This window comes from Rhizobium sp. BR 317 (assembly GCF_047445835.1).
In the GTDB taxonomy this organism is placed as follows: Bacteria; Pseudomonadota; Alphaproteobacteria; order Rhizobiales; family Rhizobiaceae; genus Rhizobium; species Rhizobium paranaense.
The window spans coordinates 280,443-298,313 of record NZ_JARWLB010000006.1; the positions used below are offsets into that span (position 1 = coordinate 280,443).

The 17,871-nt window shown below is 60.3% G+C and carries 14 protein-coding genes and 2 pseudogenes; 5 read left to right on the forward strand and 11 right to left on the reverse strand.

Annotated elements, in window-relative coordinates:
- Positions 1-20: 20 nt before the first annotated feature.
- The 11 genes from hemH to QD357_RS12530 all read right to left on the reverse strand — a co-directional run bounded on the left by hemH (position 21) and on the right by QD357_RS12530 (position 11,637).
- Positions 21-1,046: a ferrochelatase gene (gene hemH, locus QD357_RS12480; RefSeq protein ID WP_107109187.1), complete on the reverse strand. Its 1,026-nt coding sequence runs from the start codon at positions 1,044-1,046 to the stop codon at positions 21-23.
- A gap of 98 nt (positions 1,047-1,144) precedes the next feature.
- On the reverse strand, positions 1,145-3,463 hold the full coding sequence (locus QD357_RS12485; RefSeq protein ID WP_414124392.1) for a 5'-nucleotidase C-terminal domain-containing protein: 2,319 nt from the start codon (positions 3,461-3,463) through the stop codon (positions 1,145-1,147).
- Between the two features lie 150 nt (positions 3,464-3,613).
- Positions 3,614-3,934 carry a hypothetical protein gene (locus QD357_RS12490; RefSeq protein ID WP_107109468.1) on the reverse strand — a complete coding sequence of 107 codons (321 nt, stop codon included), beginning with the start codon at positions 3,932-3,934 and terminating at the stop codon, positions 3,614-3,616.
- Between the two features lie 34 nt (positions 3,935-3,968).
- Positions 3,969-4,343 carry an outer membrane lipoprotein Omp10 gene (omp10, locus tag QD357_RS12495; RefSeq protein WP_107109185.1) on the reverse strand — a complete coding sequence of 125 codons (375 nt, stop codon included), beginning with the start codon at positions 4,341-4,343 and terminating at the stop codon, positions 3,969-3,971.
- 181 nt (positions 4,344-4,524) lie between these two features.
- Positions 4,525-5,976, reverse strand: coding sequence for a homospermidine synthase (locus tag QD357_RS12500; protein ID WP_107109184.1), 1,452 nt, complete (start codon positions 5,974-5,976; stop codon positions 4,525-4,527).
- 136 nt (positions 5,977-6,112) lie between these two features.
- Positions 6,113-7,018, reverse strand: coding sequence for a heme-dependent oxidative N-demethylase family protein (locus tag QD357_RS12505; RefSeq protein WP_107109183.1), 906 nt, complete (start codon positions 7,016-7,018; stop codon positions 6,113-6,115).
- A 9-nt stretch (positions 7,019-7,027) separates the two neighbouring features.
- Positions 7,028-7,396, reverse strand: coding sequence for a DUF4440 domain-containing protein (locus QD357_RS12510; RefSeq protein WP_107109182.1), 369 nt, complete (start codon positions 7,394-7,396; stop codon positions 7,028-7,030).
- A gap of 26 nt (positions 7,397-7,422) precedes the next feature.
- On the reverse strand, positions 7,423-7,707 hold the full coding sequence (locus QD357_RS12515) for a YciI family protein (protein ID WP_107109181.1): 285 nt from the start codon (positions 7,705-7,707) through the stop codon (positions 7,423-7,425).
- 4 nt (positions 7,708-7,711) lie between these two features.
- Positions 7,712-8,353, reverse strand: a complete 642-nt coding sequence (locus QD357_RS12520) for an aminotransferase class IV family protein (RefSeq protein ID WP_414124393.1) — start codon at positions 8,351-8,353, stop codon at positions 7,712-7,714.
- Positions 8,338-9,498: an aminodeoxychorismate synthase component I gene (locus QD357_RS12525; RefSeq protein ID WP_107109179.1), complete on the reverse strand. Its 1,161-nt coding sequence runs from the start codon at positions 9,496-9,498 to the stop codon at positions 8,338-8,340. The genes QD357_RS12520 and QD357_RS12525 overlap by 16 nt, the downstream gene beginning before the upstream one ends.
- A gap of 285 nt (positions 9,499-9,783) precedes the next feature.
- Positions 9,784-11,637: a M3 family oligoendopeptidase gene (locus QD357_RS12530; RefSeq protein ID WP_414124394.1), complete on the reverse strand. Its 1,854-nt coding sequence runs from the start codon at positions 11,635-11,637 to the stop codon at positions 9,784-9,786.
- Between the two features lie 326 nt (positions 11,638-11,963).
- Here QD357_RS12530 and QD357_RS12535 point away from each other — a divergent pair.
- The 5 genes and pseudogenes from QD357_RS12535 to QD357_RS12555 all read left to right on the forward strand — a co-directional run.
- Positions 11,964-13,214 (forward strand): annotated as a pseudogene (locus QD357_RS12535) (sigma-54-dependent transcriptional regulator); the annotation flags it as partial.
- 123 nt (positions 13,215-13,337) lie between these two features.
- Positions 13,338-13,547, forward strand: a pseudogene (locus tag QD357_RS12540) (helix-turn-helix domain-containing protein); the annotation flags it as partial.
- Positions 13,548-13,721: 174 nt separating this feature from the next.
- The gene (locus QD357_RS12545) at positions 13,722-15,698 is read left to right on the forward strand and encodes a DUF882 domain-containing protein (RefSeq protein ID WP_414124395.1); all 1,977 of its coding nucleotides are present in this window, start codon (positions 13,722-13,724) and stop codon (positions 15,696-15,698) included.
- A gap of 320 nt (positions 15,699-16,018) precedes the next feature.
- On the forward strand, positions 16,019-16,951 hold the full coding sequence (locus tag QD357_RS12550; RefSeq protein WP_107109175.1) for a LysR family transcriptional regulator: 933 nt from the start codon (positions 16,019-16,021) through the stop codon (positions 16,949-16,951).
- Positions 16,952-17,092: 141 nt separating this feature from the next.
- Entirely contained in the window at positions 17,093-17,806 is a 714-nt protein-coding gene (locus QD357_RS12555) for an SDR family NAD(P)-dependent oxidoreductase (RefSeq protein WP_107109467.1), read from the forward strand.
- The last annotated feature ends 65 nt before the right edge of the window (positions 17,807-17,871 follow it).

Consider the following 17,871-nt stretch of genomic DNA (forward strand, 5'->3'; position numbering starts at 1 on the left):
CCGCAGGCGTATGGCGGACTTCAAACCCAGCCCAGCAATTCCCGTCTCACCACCTTCTCCAGCACCCGCATGCCATCTTCGCTATCGTTCAGGCAGGGGATGTGCGTGAACTTCTCGCCGCCATTGTGATGGAAGGATTCGGCTGCCTGTTCGGCAATTTCTTCAAGCGTTTCCAGGCAATCCGAGACGAAGCCGGGGTTGAGGACGGCGATGCGTTTCGTGCCTTCCTTGGCAAGGCTCTCCACCGTCTTGTCCGTGTAAGGTTGCAGCCATTCCTCCGGTCCGAAGCGGGACTGGAAGGTGAGCATGAACCGGTCTTCGGACAAGCCAAGCTTTTCACGCAGCAACCGACTGGTCTCGACACATTGTCGATAATAGGGGTCGCCCTTCTCGGAGTAGGAAAGTGGAATGCCGTGGAAGGAGGCCAGGATCTTCTCCGGTTGCCAGTTGAGTGTCGCGAGGTGCCGGGTGATGGAGTTCGCGAGTGCCTCGATATAGGTCGGGTCGGTATGATAGTCCGGCACGGTGCGCAACGCCGGCTGCCAGCGCATGGCCATCAGCTTTTCGAAAGCCTTGTCGTTGACGGTGGCGGTGGTCGCGGCCGCATATTGCGGGTAGAGCGGAAACAGCAGGATACGGTCGCACCCCTGATCCTTCAGCACCTGGATGCGCTCACCGATCGAAGGCTTGCCGTAGCGCATGCCCCAATCAACGACGACGTTCGGCAGATCCATCAGCCGAGCGGCCATCAAATCCGATTGGTTGCGCGTATAGGTGCGTAGGAAACTCTCGTTCTTTTCTTTGTTCCAGATCGTCTCATAGGCCTTGCCGACCTTGCCGGGGCGGGTGTTGAGGACGATGCCGAACAGGATCGGATACCATTTCCACGGCGACCACTCGATGACACGCTTGTCGGTCAGGAATTCGCGCAGATAGCGCCGCATCGACGTGTAGTCGGTGCCATCGGGCGTGCCGAGATTGACGAGAAGGACGCCGATCTTGCCGGATTTTTGCTGCGGTTGGCCGGCCGAGGCTTCTGCGATCATCAATTGTGTTCCTCTCAACGAAACGGAGCACCTCACATAGGAACAAAAGCCGGCCCGGGAAAGCCCGGACCGGCTGACTTTTACGGGACAAATCGTCCTTACTTGGCCGGAATCTTCAATTCGCGACCGATGGTGAGGTGGCGCGGCTTGAGATTGCGATTGGCGGCCACGAGTTTGTGCCATGCGCCGGCATCGCCGTAATAGGTCTTGGCGATATCCCAGAGCGTGTCGCCGGCGGCGATGACGTGGGTAGCCGGTGTTTTCGGCGGCTCGCTAGCCTGGGGCACTGGTGCGGCGGTCTCCGGAGTTATTGTGGTAGCAGGAGCCGTTGTCGTCGGCGTGGTGGTCGTTGTGGCGGGCGCAGTCGTTGCCGGTGCTTTGGTCTCGGGCGTCGAAGCGGCGGGCGCTGTCGTCGTTGTGGCCGGAGCAGCAGCAGCCGGAGCCGTTGTAGCGGGGGCGGTGGTGGTCGTCGGCGGGGTCGCTGCGGGCGCCGTTGTCTGAGACGTCGACGTGTCTGGGGTCGTGGTGGTGCTCGGCGTTGAAGCGGCTGGCGCCGTTGTCGTGGCGGGAGCGGCAGTCGCGGGGGCTGTTGTTGCCGGCGCGGCAGTCGTCGGAGCAGTCGCGGCGGGTGCCGTCGTCTGAGATGTTGACGTATCGGGTGTCGTGGTGGCGGGTGTCGAGGCAGCAGGAGCTGTTGTGGAGGAAGCTGCACCGGTATCGGCCGGAGCCGGGACGGGTTTCTGATCCGATGCCGCTGCCTCTTGCGTTGCAGCCGGCTTGCCTGCCTCTGGCTGGGCGGTGGCCGCGGTGCCGCCGACCTGCGTCACGCGGCCATCGGTGTAGGGCTTATAGGGATTGTGCGATGCCAGATAATTGGCAACGACGCCTTCCAGATCGGGGCCGAAGTCATAGGCATTCTTGCCATTCTTTGCGAAGACCACGTAACCGTCCCCGCCAGCGCGCATGTAATTGTTGCTGACGACGCCATAGGTCTTGTTAGGGTCTAGCGGCACGAACTCCGTGCCTTCCTGCACCGTGATGGAGACGATGCGGTCGCCGGGCGGCTTTGATTTGTCAAAGGTATATTTGAGACCAGCGACCTGCGGGAAACGGCCGGCGCCGTCGTCGATCTGGCTGAGGCCGTTCTCCAGTGCTGCCTTCACATCGGCACCCGTCAACTGGAAGGTGGCGACCGTATTCTGGAACGGCAGCACGGTCAGCACGTCGCCCATCGTGACGTCGCCGGCGCCGATCGAGGCGCGCAGGCCGCCGCCGTTCTGGATGGCGATGGAGATGCCCTGGTTTTTCGTACGGTCGAGCATGGCATCGGCGACGAGATTGCCCATGGAGCATTCCTGAACGCGGCAAATCTCGCGTGCGCCCTCGATCGGGGCCTGCGAAGCGCCAATGACCTTCTGGCGCAGTTCCTCGATCGGCTTGGCCATTTCCTGGACGCGGGCKGCAATGGTCGGGTCCGGTTTGATCGAAGAATCGAGCAGGATCGGATCGCCCTTGGCTTCCTTGACGACTCCGTTGTCATCGAAGGTAATGACGACGTCGCCGAGATACTTGCTGTAGGAAGCGGCCTGGACGACCGGGACCTTATAGCCCGCCGGGTTGTCGACCATGGTCGGATAGGGGCCGGCCGCTTTCGGATCGGTATTCGACAGCAGCGTGTGCGAATGACCGCCGACGACGACATCGACGCCGGCGATCCTGGCGATCTGGGCAACATCGCGCGGATAGCCGACATGGGTGAGCGCGATGATCTTGTTGACGCCCTGCGCCTTCAGTGCATCCACTTCGGCACTGATGGCAGCCGCATCGTCGGTGATCTTGATATGCGGGCCAGGCGAGGAGAGTTCGGGCGTCTCGGTCGTGACCGCGCCGACGATACCGATTTTCTGGCCGCCGATATCGAGCACGATCGATTTCTTGATGCGGTCGCCGATTTTCGACTGCTCGTCCACGACAAGATTGGCGGTGACKACCGGGAATTGCGCCTTGTCGAGGAAAGCGGCAAGCGGGCCTTCGCCATCATCGAATTCGTKGTTGCCCACGGTCATGGCGTCGAGCTTCATAGCGTTGAGAAATTCGACCTCGGCAGCCCCCTTGTAGGTCGTGTAAAACAGTGAGCCCTGGAAATTGTCGCCGGCATCGAGCAACAGGACATTTTGGCCGGCGAGTGCGGCGCGACGCTGGTCGATTGCGGTCTTCAGCCGTGCTGCCCCGCCGAAGCATTCATTCTTGCTTTCTTCCGCAGTGGAGCAGGTCGCGTCGAACTTGTTGATCGATTCCACGCGCGAATGGAAATCGTTGAAGTGCAGAATGTTGAGCTGGTAATCCGCGAAGGCGGTGCTGGCGCTGAGCGCCAAGGCCGCGGCGGCCAAAAGACCCATACCGAAGGGCTTCGTCATCTCTTTCTCCTGTTGCTCACCATATCCGGCCCGCCCATGTCCCGCGGCGGTACCCCCGTGTCGAATCTTTCCATCGCGGCGGAAAGAGCGCAAGCAAAAGCTGTTGGGTTTATTAGGATTTTGCAAATTTGCCTGAAAGAAGTCGCTGCGTCAGGCGCAGGCCTCAATGGAGGCAGTACCATGGGACTCTCGCACGGCGGCGACGAGATTCCAGCCGATGGTAAGAGTGACGAGCAGGCAGCAAAGTGCTGCGACGCGATGAAGGCGCCGGCGCCGATCGCGGTAAAGCAGGATCGTGCCGATGGCATAGATCAGCAAGGCAGGCAGGGCGATGATGAAGACGCTCATCGGTCCGTCGCAATCGAGCGCCGCGATTCCTTGTGCTTTATAGCTGTTGGCAGGCAAAGCCGCCGCCAGGATGGCGAGCGGCAAGGAGGCGATGAGAACGAGATAGAGCGCCATTCTACGCATGGCTTTCATCCGTCCGCAGAGCCTGTTTCAGCCCCTATCGACGATTGAGCGAAAACTGCTTCCCGGCATCGGAGGTGCAGTTGAGCTGAGAAGGGTTGATCAGGGCGCAGTTGATCTTGGACTGCGTCTTGCGCACCAGCGACGTCATGTTGATTTCGATCAGGCTGGGGGAAACGGTACTATAGGTGCCCGAAGCCAGAACCGTGTTGCTGTCGGTGGTGTGCGTGGTGAAGGTGCCGGCCTGGAAGGTCGAAATGAGGCCGTTCGCATCGCTCCAGTTGCCTTCTACCCCTGTCTGCGGCTGGACGCTGGCGTGCATGGCCGGCGGAGACCTCGATCCGCCGAAATCGACGCAGGCGGACAACGCTGCGGCGGCGGCAAGAAGGGCAATGCTGGTTCTGATCTTCATAAATATCTCCCGCGATTGAAGGCGGACTAATGTCATATTGGTTGCGGGAACCATGGCGTGGCCATCTGGCGAAAGCAAGGCTCCAGAACCCGTCACTTCGATTTATCCAACAAACGTAACAAAAATGCCCGCACGACCTGTGCGGGCATTCGAATTTCTGACTGTTCGGATGATCTGTCGATCAGCGAACCAGGATGTTCCTGAACTGCCAAGGATCCTTGGTGTCGATGTCTTCCGGGAACAGGCCCGGGCGGCCGTCAAGCGGCGTCCAGTCGGTGTAGTGGCCTTCAACCGGGCCGAGATATGGCAACTGCACTTCGAGGCAGCGCTTGTAGTCGATCTCGTCCGCTTCGACGATGCCGGCGGTCGGATTTTCGAGCGCCCAGACCATGCCGGCGAGCACTGCGGAGGTTACCTGCAGGCCGGTTGCGTTCTGGTATGGAGCGATGCGGCGGGTCTCTTCGAGAGACAGACGCGAACCGTACCAATAGGCGTTCTTGTCGTGGCCATAGAGCAGTACGCCGAGTTCGTCGATGCCGTCTTCCAGTTCGTCTTCATCGAGGACGTGGTGAACCGGCTGCGGCGTGCCGCCATTGCCGAACATCTCGTGCAGCGAAAGCACGGCATCGTTGGCCGGATGGTAGGCGTAGTGGCAGGTCGGGCGGAAGGTGACGTCGCCGTCCTTGTCGCGCACGGTAAAATAGTCGGCGATCGAGATCGACTCATTGTGGGTGACCAGGAAGCCGTATTGCGGACCCGGGGTTGGGCACCAGGTACGGACGCGGGTGTTAGCGCCCGGCTGTTCCAGGTAGATGGCGGCTTGGCAGCCCTTCTTGTGCTTCTTGGCGTTCTTCGGCATCCACTCTTCGTGCGTGCCCCAGCCGAGTTCGGCCGGCTGCATGCCTTCAGAGATGAAACCTTCGACCGACCAGGTGTTCCAGAAGACGTTCAGCGGCTTCGGATGCTTGGTGCGCTGCGTGTCGCGCTCGGCAATGTGGACGCCCTTGACGCCGACCTTTTTCATCAGCTTGGCCCAGCCTTCGCGGTCATGCTGATCCGGCTCTTCGAACTTGACGCCGATGTCATTGGCGAGATTGACGAGTGCCTGCTTGACGAACCAGGACACCATGCCCGGGTTTGCACCGCAGGTGGAGACCGCCGTCGCACCGCCGGGATTCTTTGCCTTCTCCTTGCGCATGGTTTCGCGCAGAGCGTAGTTGGTGCGGTCGGCATTCTTCATGTTCTTGTCGAAATAGAAGCCAAGCCAAGGTTCGACGACGGTGTCGATGTAGAGCACGTCGAGCTTGCGGCAAAGCTTGACCAGGTCGAGCGAGCCGGTATCGACCGAGAGGTTGACGCAGAAGCCCTGGCCACCGCCTTCCGTCAGGAGCGGCTTCAGGAGGTCTTTGTAGTTGTCCTTGGTGACATATTCCTGGATATGACGGACGCCGTGCTTCTCGAGGATCGCCAGGTGCTCGGCGTCCATCTGCGGGTCGATGACGACCATCCGGCTCTTGTCGAATTTGAAATGGCGCTCGATCAGGGGCAGGGTGCCGCGGCCGATGGAGCCAAAGCCGATCATCACGATCGGACCGGTAATTTCGGCATATACCGGATAGTTCTGTTCCGTCATTCTTTTCTCCTTCGAAAGGCAGGACGCCGTTCGGTCGCTGAAATTCAATCAGTGTTTGCGCGAAAATGCGAGGTGAACGGCTCTAACCATAAATTCATGTCACAATAAAGAGCCGTCCTGGCTTATCGGGTAAATGTCAATCCGGTGACGCAACTTCCGCAAGCGCTCGCAATTGCCTCACCAACTCTGCTTTCTGATGGGTGAGGCCCTTATAGGCCGTCTGCTGTTCATCCAAAGCATCCAATTGTGCGGCAAAGCTCGATGCCAGTTCCGGGGCCTTGGGATGGCCGGCGATCGCCGCGATCGGGTCGACATAGACGCGGATGGTGAAGAGGATATCGCCGGATACCGGCAGCTTGCGTAGCGTTTGGCGCTCGACGCGGGCAAAGCTGGTTTCGAGCGTGGGAGCCGTGCTGGCCGGCGGTCGCCTGTGCTTCGAAGTCGGGAGGGACAATTCGTTTGTCGTGCTCACCGACCAGTTCATCCGCTCGACGGGCTGCGTCACCTGCAGATTGTCGAAGATGCGGTTGATGAGAACGGCATTGCGGGTGCCCTCGCTGAAACCGGGCACGTCGGCATGAATCGCCTGCATCGGCCGGCCGAATTTTTCCTGGAGCGACCAGGAGGAGGGGAAGGCGACATGGCCGGCGACGAGATGCCAGCCATTCTCCTTGCGCCGCATGATGACGAGATCGTCGGCGACGAGCGAACCGGCTTTCAGAAGCGGCGGTAGGTAGGGATCGGCGAGATCGATCGCGTGACCGGCGGCGGAGACGATATCGCCTTGACGACGATAGATCGCGGGATGCTGTTCGCAGAGATAAGCGCTCAGAAGATCAAGGCATTCCTGCTGCGCATTCTCCGATCCGTCTTCGGAAACGAAAATATCGTCGCGATGATCGCGAAGAAGCTCTCGCTTTTCATCGAGGTAGCGCCTGAGGTCGGCGTCCGGCTCGATCCATCTTGCCGGATCGAGCGGCAAGAGACCAATGGTGAAGGGCTTTGCGGAGCCGTCATAGGGTGTGTAGGTCAACAAGGTCATGGATGGAGCCTACTGAGTCAACGTTCCCTGATGGAAGAGCATCCGCCAGCGCTCGACCGCTTCCAGCCGCCAGATCGAACTGCGGAGCGTCCTGACGTCACGTCCATCCGGATAGTGGAGGGTTGCACGATAGGTCACGAGCGCGAGCGTATCGGAGAGCATTTTTAATTCAAAACCGGTCAGTACCCGTGAAATGCCGTCGGGCTCGCCCTCGGTGAGCCGATCGACGATGTCGCCAAACGTATAGAGCATGCCTGAACTGCCGATCTCGCGAAACTCGGCGGACAACAGTTCCTCCAGCGCCGGTCTCGATGCACGCACCGCCGGATCGAAAAGCCGTTCTTCCAATTGTTTCAGATGTTGACTGAGATCATCCATCGCGGCGACGCCCTCCCGGTTTTCAATCAGGCTTTCAGCGCCTCCAAACCTTCCACGACGGTCGTCAGAGCGATTTCCGTCACTTCATAGGCGGCGACGCCGTGGATGGTGAAGGGATCGGCTGCGACATAGGCTTCCAGTTCATCACGGTCGCCCAGGGCAAAGATGATGCCGCCAGTGCGCGGCACCTTGCGGCCGGACGCGAGGAACCAGCCCTTCGCATAACCTTCCTTCACCCAGGCCATATGCGGCTCCATGTGCTCGTCGGCTTCGTCATTGCCCTTGAGATAGGTCAGGGAGAGGATGAACATTGCGTCAATTCCGTATGAGTTGTGCGCAGATCAGTCCGCGCAGGGAGTTTCCGACATAAAGCTCACCTTTTTCCAGATCGTCCAGCCTTATCCGGCCGACGCGGGCTTTGCGTTGGCAAATGAGTTCGGTGCGCAACACACCGGCAAGCAGGCCGGAAGAGATGGGCGGCGTTCGCAATGGACCGGAACCCTCGTCGAGGAATACAGAGGTAATAGTGCCCTCGCAGACCTCATCCCTTTCATTGAGCAACAGCACTTCGTCGGCCTCCGCCGGCGAATATTCGGCGCGGGCAGCCTCATAGACGGACCGGCGAGTGGTTTTGACGCGCAGCAGCGTGTCGGCGGAATCAAGACGGGTTCCGGCGATGCGGACGCGCCAGGTGGCGTCGGGTGCAAGGGGCGTGAAGGCGGCGGTCGTGACTTCCGTCCGTCCGGCGCGATMGAATGTCAGACGGACCCGCAATGGAGCGTTCGCGCCGGCGACGGCCGCATCCAGTTTCGTTAGCGCATCCTTCGGTGCGGGAAAACCCAATCGGCGGGCGGAACGCTGGAGGCGGGCAAGATGCAGGCGCAGGCGCAGGAAGCCCGTCTGCGGCTCATAACGCAGCGTCTCGATCAGCGAAAAGTCCTCTAGCGCCGGATCCATCGGTCCCCCACGGCGAAGCGTGCCTTCAGCAGGCATTCTTCATATTCCGCCTCCGCCGTCGAATCGAAAACGATGCCGCCGCCGACATTGAAGACGGCGCGGCCGTCGTCGAACAGCGTGATGGTGCGGATCGCCACGGAAAAACGCATAGCGCCGCTCGGCGCAATCATACCGATCGCCCCGCAATAGGCGTCACGCGGGCCGACTTCGAGGTCGTGCAGAATTTCCATCGCCCGAATTTTCGGCGCGCCGGTGATCGAGCCGCAGGGGAAGAGTGCCGCGAAGATATCGCGAATGGTCATATTGGGGCGCAGCTTCGCCTGCACATGGCTGACCATCTGGTGCACGGTAGGATAGGTCTCGATCTCGAAGAGTTTCGGCACGTCGAGCGTGCCGACCTCGGTGATGCGCGAGATATCGTTGCGTAGGAGGTCGACGATCATGCGGTTCTCGGCCTGCGTCTTCTCGTCGGCAAGCATGGCGCTGATGATCTCGGCATCCTCGGCGTCGTTGGCGCCGCGCTTGGCCGTGCCCTTCATCGGATGCGTCTCGATCCAGCCGTCGTCGTCGGTGCGGAAGAAGAGTTCGGGCGAGCGCGACAGGATGACCGGGCCGCCGAGATCGACCAGCGCTCCATACTTCACCGGCTGGAGCTCKATCAGCGACCAGAAGGCGGCGCGGGCGTCGCCGTTCCAACGGGCCGTGATGGGCATGGTGAGGTTTGCCTGATAGCAGTCGCCCTGGCGCAAATGCCAATGCAGCCGGTCGAATCTCTCTTTATATATGGAGGGGTTCCACGCGGCCGTGGCGTCGGTCAGAAACGCCTCGTTTTCAAGGCGTTGCAATGGCTGGGCGAGGGGGTGGCCGTCCGCCGCCGGAGCGTCGAAGACGCCGAATGAGAGCAGCGGCGTCTCGCGGTTCTCCTCAGCGAAAGGGGCAAGCTTTTCCTCGAAGAGGTGACCGGCCTCATAGGCCATATAGCCCGCCAGCCATTTTCCGTCCTCCTTCGCCTTTTGCATCCGGTCAAGGGCATCGAAGAATTCCGCACGTGTTTGAGCCGTGATGATCTCCGCCGGCTCGGCAAAGAGCATCACCTGTCCTGTGCTGTCGTCCCGGAAGAGGACGTAGGGTTGGGTATCGGCCATGTTTCGGCCTGTATAGCTTTCTTGTTGTGTCGATTGTCAGGCGCCTTCGTATTTGGCGCACCTATGTGCCTGGCCCTCACCCTAACCCTCTCCCGCGAGCGGGGTGAGGGGACCAGTTCTCTATCCGCCGTACCGCTCGTGTCCAGACGATCAGCGAGCGATTTGCGCAGGATAGCTCCCTCTCCCCGCATGAGCGGGGAGAGGGCTGGGGTGAGGGGCCAGGCACGAAGGCGCCATAACGACGAACATGCCTGACTTGCTCATCTTCCGAACAAACAGGAAGACTTAGTTTCTATCTAGCGCCTCCAGCTCATCGATAAGCCCTTCGATCATCGACAGTCCCTTACTCCAGAACGACGGATCGGTGGCGTCGAGGCCGAAGGGCTTCAGGAGTTCGGAGTGATGCTTGGTGCCGCCGGCCTTCAGCAGCTCGAAATATTTCTCCTGAAAGCCCTGCTCGGCATTCTGATAGACGGCATAGAGCGAATTCACCAGGCAGTCGCCGAAGGCATAGGCGTAGACATAGAAGGGCGAGTGGATGAAGTGGGGGATATAGGCCCAATAGGTCTCATAGCCCTCGGAAATCTTGATCGCCGGTCCGAGGCTTTCCGATTGGACTGAGAGCCACAGCTCGCCGATATCGTCCGCTGTCAGCTCGCCGTTCTTGCGGGCGGTGTGCACCTTGCGTTCGAATTCGTAGAAGGCGATCTGGCGGACGACCGTGTTGATCATGTCCTCGACCTTCTGGGCGAGCATCGCCTTGCGCTCGCGCTTGTCTGTGATCTTGTCGAGCAAGGCGCGGAAGGTCAGCATTTCGCCGAAGACGGAGGCCGTTTCAGCCAGCGTCAGCGGCGTCTGGCACATCAGCGCGCCCTGGCCGCCGGCAAGCACCTGATGCACACCATGGCCGAGCTCGTGTGCTAGGGTCATGACATCGCGCGGCTTGCCCATATAGTTGACGAGCACATAGGGATGCGCCGACGGAACGGTCGGATGCGCGAAGGCGCCTGGCGCCTTGCCGGGGCGCACAGGTGCGTCGATCCATTCCTCGTAGAAGAATCGCTTGGCGATCGCGGCCATTTCCGGAGCGAAATTGTCATAGGCGGAAAGAACGGTCTGCTTCGCTTCGGTCCAGGGGATCAGCGCATTCGAGGTCTCGGGGAGTGGCGCATTGCGGTCCCAGAAATTCATCTGCTCCATGCCGAGCCACTTGGCCTTCATCGTGTAATAGCGATGTGACAGGCGAGGATAGGCGTCGCGCACGGCGGCAGCCAATGCATCGACCACCTCGCGTTCGACGCGGTTGGCCAGATGCCGGCTGTCGGCGATGTCCTCGAAGCCGCGCCAGCGGTCGGCGATGTCCTTATCCTTGGCAAGCGTATTGGTGATCAGCGTGAAGATGCGCAAATTGGCCTTGAAGGTCTCGGCGAGAGCCATTGCCGCCTTGCGGCGCACCTCGGGGTCTTTCTCCTGCAGCATGTTCAAGGCGACTTCCAGCGGCAGCTTCTCGCCGTCTACCTCGAAGCGCAGCTCCGCCATCGTCTCGTCGAACAGGCGATTGAAAGCGGCGGCGCTGGTCATGGATTTTTCCAGGAATAGCTGCTCCAGCTTGTCGTCGAGCTGGTAGGGCTTGTCCTTGCGCAGGTCGACGATCCAGGGGCGGTAGTGGCCGGCGGCCGGGTCGTTCACCATGCAGGCATCCATCGCGGCATCGTCGATGCGATTAAGCTCCAGCGGAAAKAACAGCAGATGGGCGGAATAGTCGGTCAGCCGCGCCTGCACGTCGCCATAGAGCTTGCCGTTGGCCGGATCGCTGGTGTTGGAGAAATAGGTGAGGCCGCCGAAGGAGCCGAGGCGGCCCATGATATCATCCAGCGCCTCATATTCCTTGAGCGCGGCACCGATGCCTGCCTCGCCGGTCTTGGTGGCAGCGTMGGCAAGCTTGCCTTTCCACTTTTCCTCGAAGGCGATCGCCGCCTTTCCGGCCTTCTCCATGTCACTGACGAAGGCCGTGGAGGTGGCGGAAGGATAGAGGTCGCTGAGCTTCCAGGCGGGCAGGTCGCCGAGCGCGGGATTGGTCGCGGCGGCCGTCGGGCCGGCGGAAAAATTAAGGGATGAATGGAGCGAGGTCGGGCTCATGGGCGGTATTTCCTCTGCTTTTCTTTGCGGAACAGTCCGGTCTCTCCGTGTCTATTCGGCTGAAAAGGCGACGGCAAGGGCGGATTTCCCTGGAGCGCTGTCTATTCATTTGAACGCACAGAGATGGCGCTAGTCTTTTGAATCTAGGGCATCTTATCCGCTTGCAGGTGATCGCGCCTGAAAGCCGGATACTCTGGGATCGACAACGGAATTCATAGACGACGTTACATTCGTCATAATGATTAAAATACGATGCTTTGGCAAAACTTCGTGTTCAAGCCTTTCTGCGAAGGTCCTCATCAGGTTTCGCATGAAGTGAGGCACCAATGACCGTATTTAATAGCGCCAAGGGGGGCGCGCAGATTCTCGTTGTTGAGGATGATCCGATTCAACGGCGTCTGCTGAAAAACGCTATCGAGCGGCACGGACACGTTGCTCATCTGGCGGAGAATGGCCGTTTCGGCCTTGAGATGCTGAAGCGCAACAGCGAGCAGATCAATGTGATCGTGCTCGACCTCATGATGCCGGAGATGAACGGCATCGAGTTTCTGAGTGCGCTGAGCGATATGGGCACCGATCTGCCGGTCATCGTGCAGACGGGGCAGGGCGGTATCGAGACCGTGGTGCAGGCCATGCGGGCCGGCGCTTTCGATTTCGTCGTCAAGCCGGTATCGCCGGAACGGATAGCGGCTTCAATCGCCAATGCGCTGAAGCTCGATCAACGTGAGGCGCGGGCTCGCGCCGGACGCAGATCGCGGACGAGCACGATCAGCTTCGACGACATCGTCTCGGCGAGCCCGGCGATGATGCGGGTGATCGATCTTGCCCAGCGCGCCGCGCAATCGAACATCCCCGTGGTGCTCGAAGGCGAATCCGGCGTCGGCAAGGAGCTGGTGGCGCGTGCTATCCAGGCCGGCAGCGACCGCGCTGGCAAGCCGTTCGTGACGGTCAATTGCGGTGCCATTCCGCACAATCTTGTCGAGAGTATTCTCTTCGGCCACGAGAAGGGCGCCTTCACCGGCGCTGCCGAGCGGCATGTCGGCAAGTTCATGGAGGCCGATGGCKGCACGCTGTTCCTCGATGAAGTCGGCGATCTGCCGCTGGAGGTGCAGGTCAAGCTCCTGCGCGCCGTGCAGCAGGGTGAGATCGAGACGGTCGGCGCACGCGTTGCCCAGAAGGTCAATGTCCGGCTGATTTCGGCGACCAACAAGGATCTGATCGAGGAGGTAAAGGCCGGCCGGTTCCGTGAAGACCTCTACTATCGCCTCAACGTCTTCCCGATCACCATGCCGGCGCTGCGTCGCCGTAAGGAAGACATTCCATACCTCGCACGCGCCTTCGCCGATCGATTTGCGCTCGAACAGAAGCTCGGTCATTCGCTTTCGATCAGTCCTGGTGCCCTGGCATTGCTGACGGCCTATGACTGGCCGGGCAATATCCGCCAGCTCGAAAACGCGGTCTTCCGCGCTGTCGTGCTGTCGGAGGGTTCGGAGCTGGTGGAAGCCGACTTCCCGCAGATTGCGGCACAGTTGCCTGGCTATTTCACCGCCGAGCATCCGACCTTAGTTGTGGATAATTCCGAGGCTTTCAGCAGCGGTATGGACCCCGACGAAAGATTTGAACGCGGCATGCGTGTCATTTCCTCCGATGCGGCTACAACTCCGCCGCTTTCGATCGTCGACACATCATCTGCTCCTCAATCGGATAATGTCATCGCCAGCACGGACCCGTTCGGCGACGTCAGAAAGCTCGCAGATGTTGAGGAAGAGCTTATTCGATTCGCTCTCAAATTCTATCGAGGACAAATGAGTCAAGTGGCAAGGAAGCTCGGAATCGGGCGGTCGACTCTCTATCGCAAGTTGAAAGACTATGGGATAGACCCGGATGACCCGCAGAAACATGCGGCCTGAGCGTATATTAACGTTTAGGCAAGCATATTTTGTTACCTGTCGTAAAGCACTTGTTAGTGCATCGTTCACCATGTATGAAGAGGGCGACCATGTGTGGCATTTTTGCCATCGTGTCACCGCAATTGACAGCCATTTGGAACACGATGCGACATTGTCTGTCGGACGGGGATCGAATTGCCGAATCTGAGTGGAAATACCAAGCCTAATAGCTTGAGCAGGCTTTTTGCGTGCTCGGAGATATTGCGTAAGGTGGCCAAGGTCGTAGCCGTTGGTCTGCTTGCGATGGCCGTTTCCACTCCGGTTTTCGTTGGCTCCCCCTCCCAGGCAGGCGGCGAAACCCGCAGCCTCAAGATCTACTACGTCCATACAGGCGAAAAGGCAGTCATCACCTACAAGCGCAATGGAAAGTTCGATCCGGACGGTCTGGAGAAACTGAACCGCATCCTGCGCGACTGGCGTAAAAACCAGCCGACCAAGATGAACCCGCGCTTGTTTGACCTGATCTGGGAAGTCTACCGCGAAAGCGGTTCGCATGAATTCATCTATGTCGTCTGCGGCTTCCGCTCGCCGGGAACCAACGAGATGCTGCGCACGCGTTCGGCCCATACGGGTGTCGCGAAGAAGAGCCAGCATATGCTCGGCAACGCGATGGATTTCTATATTCCCGATGTCAAGCTCACCAAGCTGCGCGAGATCGGCATGAAGCTGCAGGTTGGCGGCGTCGGCTATTATCCGACGTCCGGTTCGCCCTTCGTGCATATGGACGTCGGCGGCGTGCGCGCCTGGCCGCGCATGGATCGCCAGGATCTCGTCCGTCTCTTCCCCGATGGCAAGACGATGCATATTCCGGCTGATKGTCGGCCGTTGCCGGGCTATCAGGAGGCGGTTGCCGACTACAAGCGCCGCATGTCTTCCGACGATATCCAGATCGCCAGCGCTTCGCATGCGCGTCGCGGCTTCTTCGCCAGACTGTTTGGCGGCGGCGGCGCGGATGAGGAAGAGGACAATGCGGATGAAGGTGCGCCGACGACGGCAGCGCCGGCCACCCTTGTTGCCAGCAAGAAGACCGACCAGGCTCCCGCAACCGCGGATGACGGCGACGACAGCCAACCGGCTACGCAGGTTGCCAGCATAAACGCGCCTGTTCCACAGGTTCGTCCAGCCTTCGGCAACCAGCCGGCGGGCAGCGAAGTGGCTTCGGCTCTGCTGTCGCAGCCGCATAACGCCGCTCAGGATGCGCTTACCGCGGCCATGCCGGATGCAAACGGCCAGCAGGACCAGCAATATGCGGATCTTCGTGACTATCGCGTTCCCGTGCCGGCACTACTTGACCGTCGCTCGCCCGGTGATGCCGAGCTAGCCTCCGCCGAGTCGGACGCGAAGGATCAGACCGCCGACGTGCCGGTTCCGGCCGAGCGTCCGGAAGTGGCTGAAAGCCTGCTCGCCTCCGCCGATGCCGATCCGGATGCGATCGATGATGCGGCCGACGAAGGCACGCTGTCGCCGTCGATCGTGGCGGCTCTCGAACAGCATCGCGTCGATCAAGCGGATGCGAATGCCGGCGTTCCGGTCAATGTGGCTGCTAACAATGCCGCATCCAAGGACGAGATACCGCCGAAGAGTGTTGCGGATGCCACGCCGCCGGACGAGAACAATACCGCTGCCGATAATGACGCCGTCCGGGCTATTGCAGCGGTCTCGCCGCAGAAGCGGCCGGGACAGCCGATGCCGATGCAGGTTGCCGCACTTGCGCCGACTTCCAACAAAATCAAGGTCAACAGCGGCCGCTTCAACGACAGCTTCGAACCGGCGCGGTCGCAGGAGAGTCCGATTGCTGCCGGGATGGCGACCAAGGGTGGCCGGCCGAACAAGCAGGATGCCGCAGTGGCCGATGCAGGTCGCGCGACGGTGACCACCGAGCCGAAGCTGACCGAGAAGATGATCTCGCAGTGGGCGATCACCAATGCCCGCGTCGAGATCGTCAACCGCCCGGTCAAGGCTCCGCGCTTCGTCAGCCCGACGCTGCGCGCTCAGCCGACCGCCGTCTATACCGACGGCTTCAAGGTGCAGACCGCGTCGATCGACCCGKAACGCTTCAGCGGTACGGCCGTGAACTTCCTGCAAGTGAAGAAGTTCAATTCGGTCGAATAGCTGACTGCCGCCATTCCCAAAAGAAAACCGTCGACGCGGTCAGTTCCGCTTCGACGGTTTCAACTATTCATCTCATCTAGGTTCGAACGGAGCTGAACGCTGTTCCGAGTTCAGCCGAAAACGCTTTTTGGCATGCTCCCATGCAGCCAAGTGGCGGGCTTTGTCGAGCCGAAGACTCTCATCAGAGCACCAGGCTTTTATTGTACGATGGTGTCGCCGATGCCCTTGGATAGGGTTCGGGCGGAGAGCGCCCATATTTACGCCAGCCGAAAATCCGACGAAAACTGTCCGCCACGAACCACATCCTGCGGAGCCTTAGAATGGATCGTATCGACGCAATGAGGGTTTTCGTCACGGCGGTMGACGAGGGCAGCCTTGCCGGGGCGGCGCGCAAGCTGAAGCGATCGCCGACTGCGATCAGCAGGGCGCTCAGCTCGCTGGAGGCCCATGTCGGGGTCGAGCTGCTGCATCGGACGACCCGCACGCTCAAGCTGAGCGAGGCCGGTCAACGCTATGTGGCTGCATGCCGGCGGGTGCTCATCGAGCTGGAAGAGGCCGATATGGTAGCCGGAGGCGAGCGGTCGTCGCCGCAAGGCACCCTGACCATTTCGGCGCCGCCAATCCTGGGCGAAGAGGTTCTACGTCCCATTCTGGATGATTTCCTCGAGCTCCATCCGAGCGTCTCCGTTCGATTTCTGATGCTGGATCGGTTCGTCAACCTCGTCGACGAGGGCGTCGATCTTGCGCTTCGCATCGGCAACTTGACGGATTCCTCTCATATCTCGACCCGGATCGGCGGCGACGTCAGGCGCGTCGTGGTCGCATCCCCCCGCTATCTTTCTGGCAATCCCGATATCGTCGAGCCGTCCGATCTCGCCAAACATCAGATCGTGGCGTTCAGCAATTTCGGCCTCGAGTCCTGGAGCTTCACGCCGGCGAAAGGATCGCCAATACCGAGAACAGTGCATTTCACGCCTCGGTACATCGTGAACAGCGTGCGCGCCGCTGCAGCATCGGCCGCAGCGGGTATCGGTTTGACGCGGCTTTATTCTTATCACGTCGCGGAATATGTCCGGGACGGGCGGCTGAAGATCGTGCTTGCCGATGCCGAGCATCCCGCGCTTCCAGTTCACTTGCTCGCGCCACAGGGCCGCATGTCCGTGCCAAAGGTGCGTGCCTTCGTCGATTATGCCGTCCCTCGTCTGCGCGTCGAGCTCAGTCGTATAGCGACGGAGGCAGGCTCCTTGGCCTGATTATGCCGATATGCGGATGATTGTCTGCCAAAGGCCGACAATTCTCCCGAATGATGGATGCATCTAAATCAATAGCACCAACGCCGACGGCGTCGGGCGGCCCCGAAACCTCCGGCCGCTGCACTTGAAAGGATGCACATCATGAGCAGTCAACAAAAAGTTGCCATCATCACCGGAGCATCGCAGGGGATCGGCGAAGCGCTAGTTCGAGCCTATCGTGATCGCAACTATCGTGTCGTTGCGACCTCGCGGTCGATCAAGGCCAGCTCCGACGCAGGCGTACATGCTGTGGCCGGCGATATCGCCGATCCGGAAACCGCGGAACGCGTGGTGCGCGAGGCATTGGAGCACTTCGGCCGCATCGATACGCTGGTCAACAATGCCGGCGTCTTCCTTGCCAAGCCGTTCATCGAGTTCACGCAGCAGGACTTCGACCACAATATGAGCGTGAACGTCGCCGGTTTCTTCCACATCACCCAGCGGGTTGCTGCTGAAATGCTGAAGCAAGGCTCCGGCCACGTCGTCAATATTACGACGAGCCTGGTCAATCAGCCGATTGCCGGCGTACCGGCAGCGCTCGCCTCTTTGACCAAGGGCGGCCTCAACTCGGTCACCCAGGGACTGGCGATAGAATTCGCGAAAACCGGCGTTCGGGTGAATGCCGTATCGCCGGGGATCATCAAGACGCCGATGAATTCGCCGGAAACGCATGAGGCGCTTTCAGGTCTGCATCCCGTCGGCCGGATGGGTGAGATCCGCGACATCGTCGATGCCGTGCTTTATCTCGAGACGGCAAATTTCGTAACGGGTGAAATCCTCCACGTCGACGGCGGCCAGAACGCCGGACGCTGGTAGACCGCAACGCTGAAGCGGAGAGGCGCGATCACCTCTGGTGCCGCCGCCTGGTAGTTCCCGAATCC

Excerpts from the sequence above, each read along its gene's own strand:
- QD357_RS12510 (WP_107109182.1), bottom strand. The coding sequence starts at position 7,396 with ATGGATGATCTCAGTCAACATCTGAAACAATTGGAAGAACGGCTTTTC.
- hemH (WP_107109187.1), bottom strand. The coding sequence starts at position 1,046 with ATGATCGCAGAAGCCTCGGCCGGCCAACCGCAGCAAAAATCCGGCAAG.
- QD357_RS12505 (WP_107109183.1), bottom strand. The coding sequence starts at position 7,018 with ATGACCTTGTTGACCTACACACCCTATGACGGCTCCGCAAAGCCCTTC.
- QD357_RS12490 (WP_107109468.1), bottom strand. The coding sequence starts at position 3,934 with ATGCGTAGAATGGCGCTCTATCTCGTTCTCATCGCCTCCTTGCCGCTC.
- QD357_RS12515 (WP_107109181.1), bottom strand. The coding sequence starts at position 7,707 with ATGTTCATCCTCTCCCTGACCTATCTCAAGGGCAATGACGAAGCCGAC.
- omp10 (WP_107109185.1), bottom strand. The coding sequence starts at position 4,343 with ATGAAGATCAGAACCAGCATTGCCCTTCTTGCCGCCGCCGCAGCGTTG.
- QD357_RS12500 (WP_107109184.1), bottom strand. The coding sequence starts at position 5,976 with ATGACGGAACAGAACTATCCGGTATATGCCGAAATTACCGGTCCGATC.
- QD357_RS12555 (WP_107109467.1), top strand. The coding sequence starts at position 17,093 with ATGAGCAGTCAACAAAAAGTTGCCATCATCACCGGAGCATCGCAGGGG.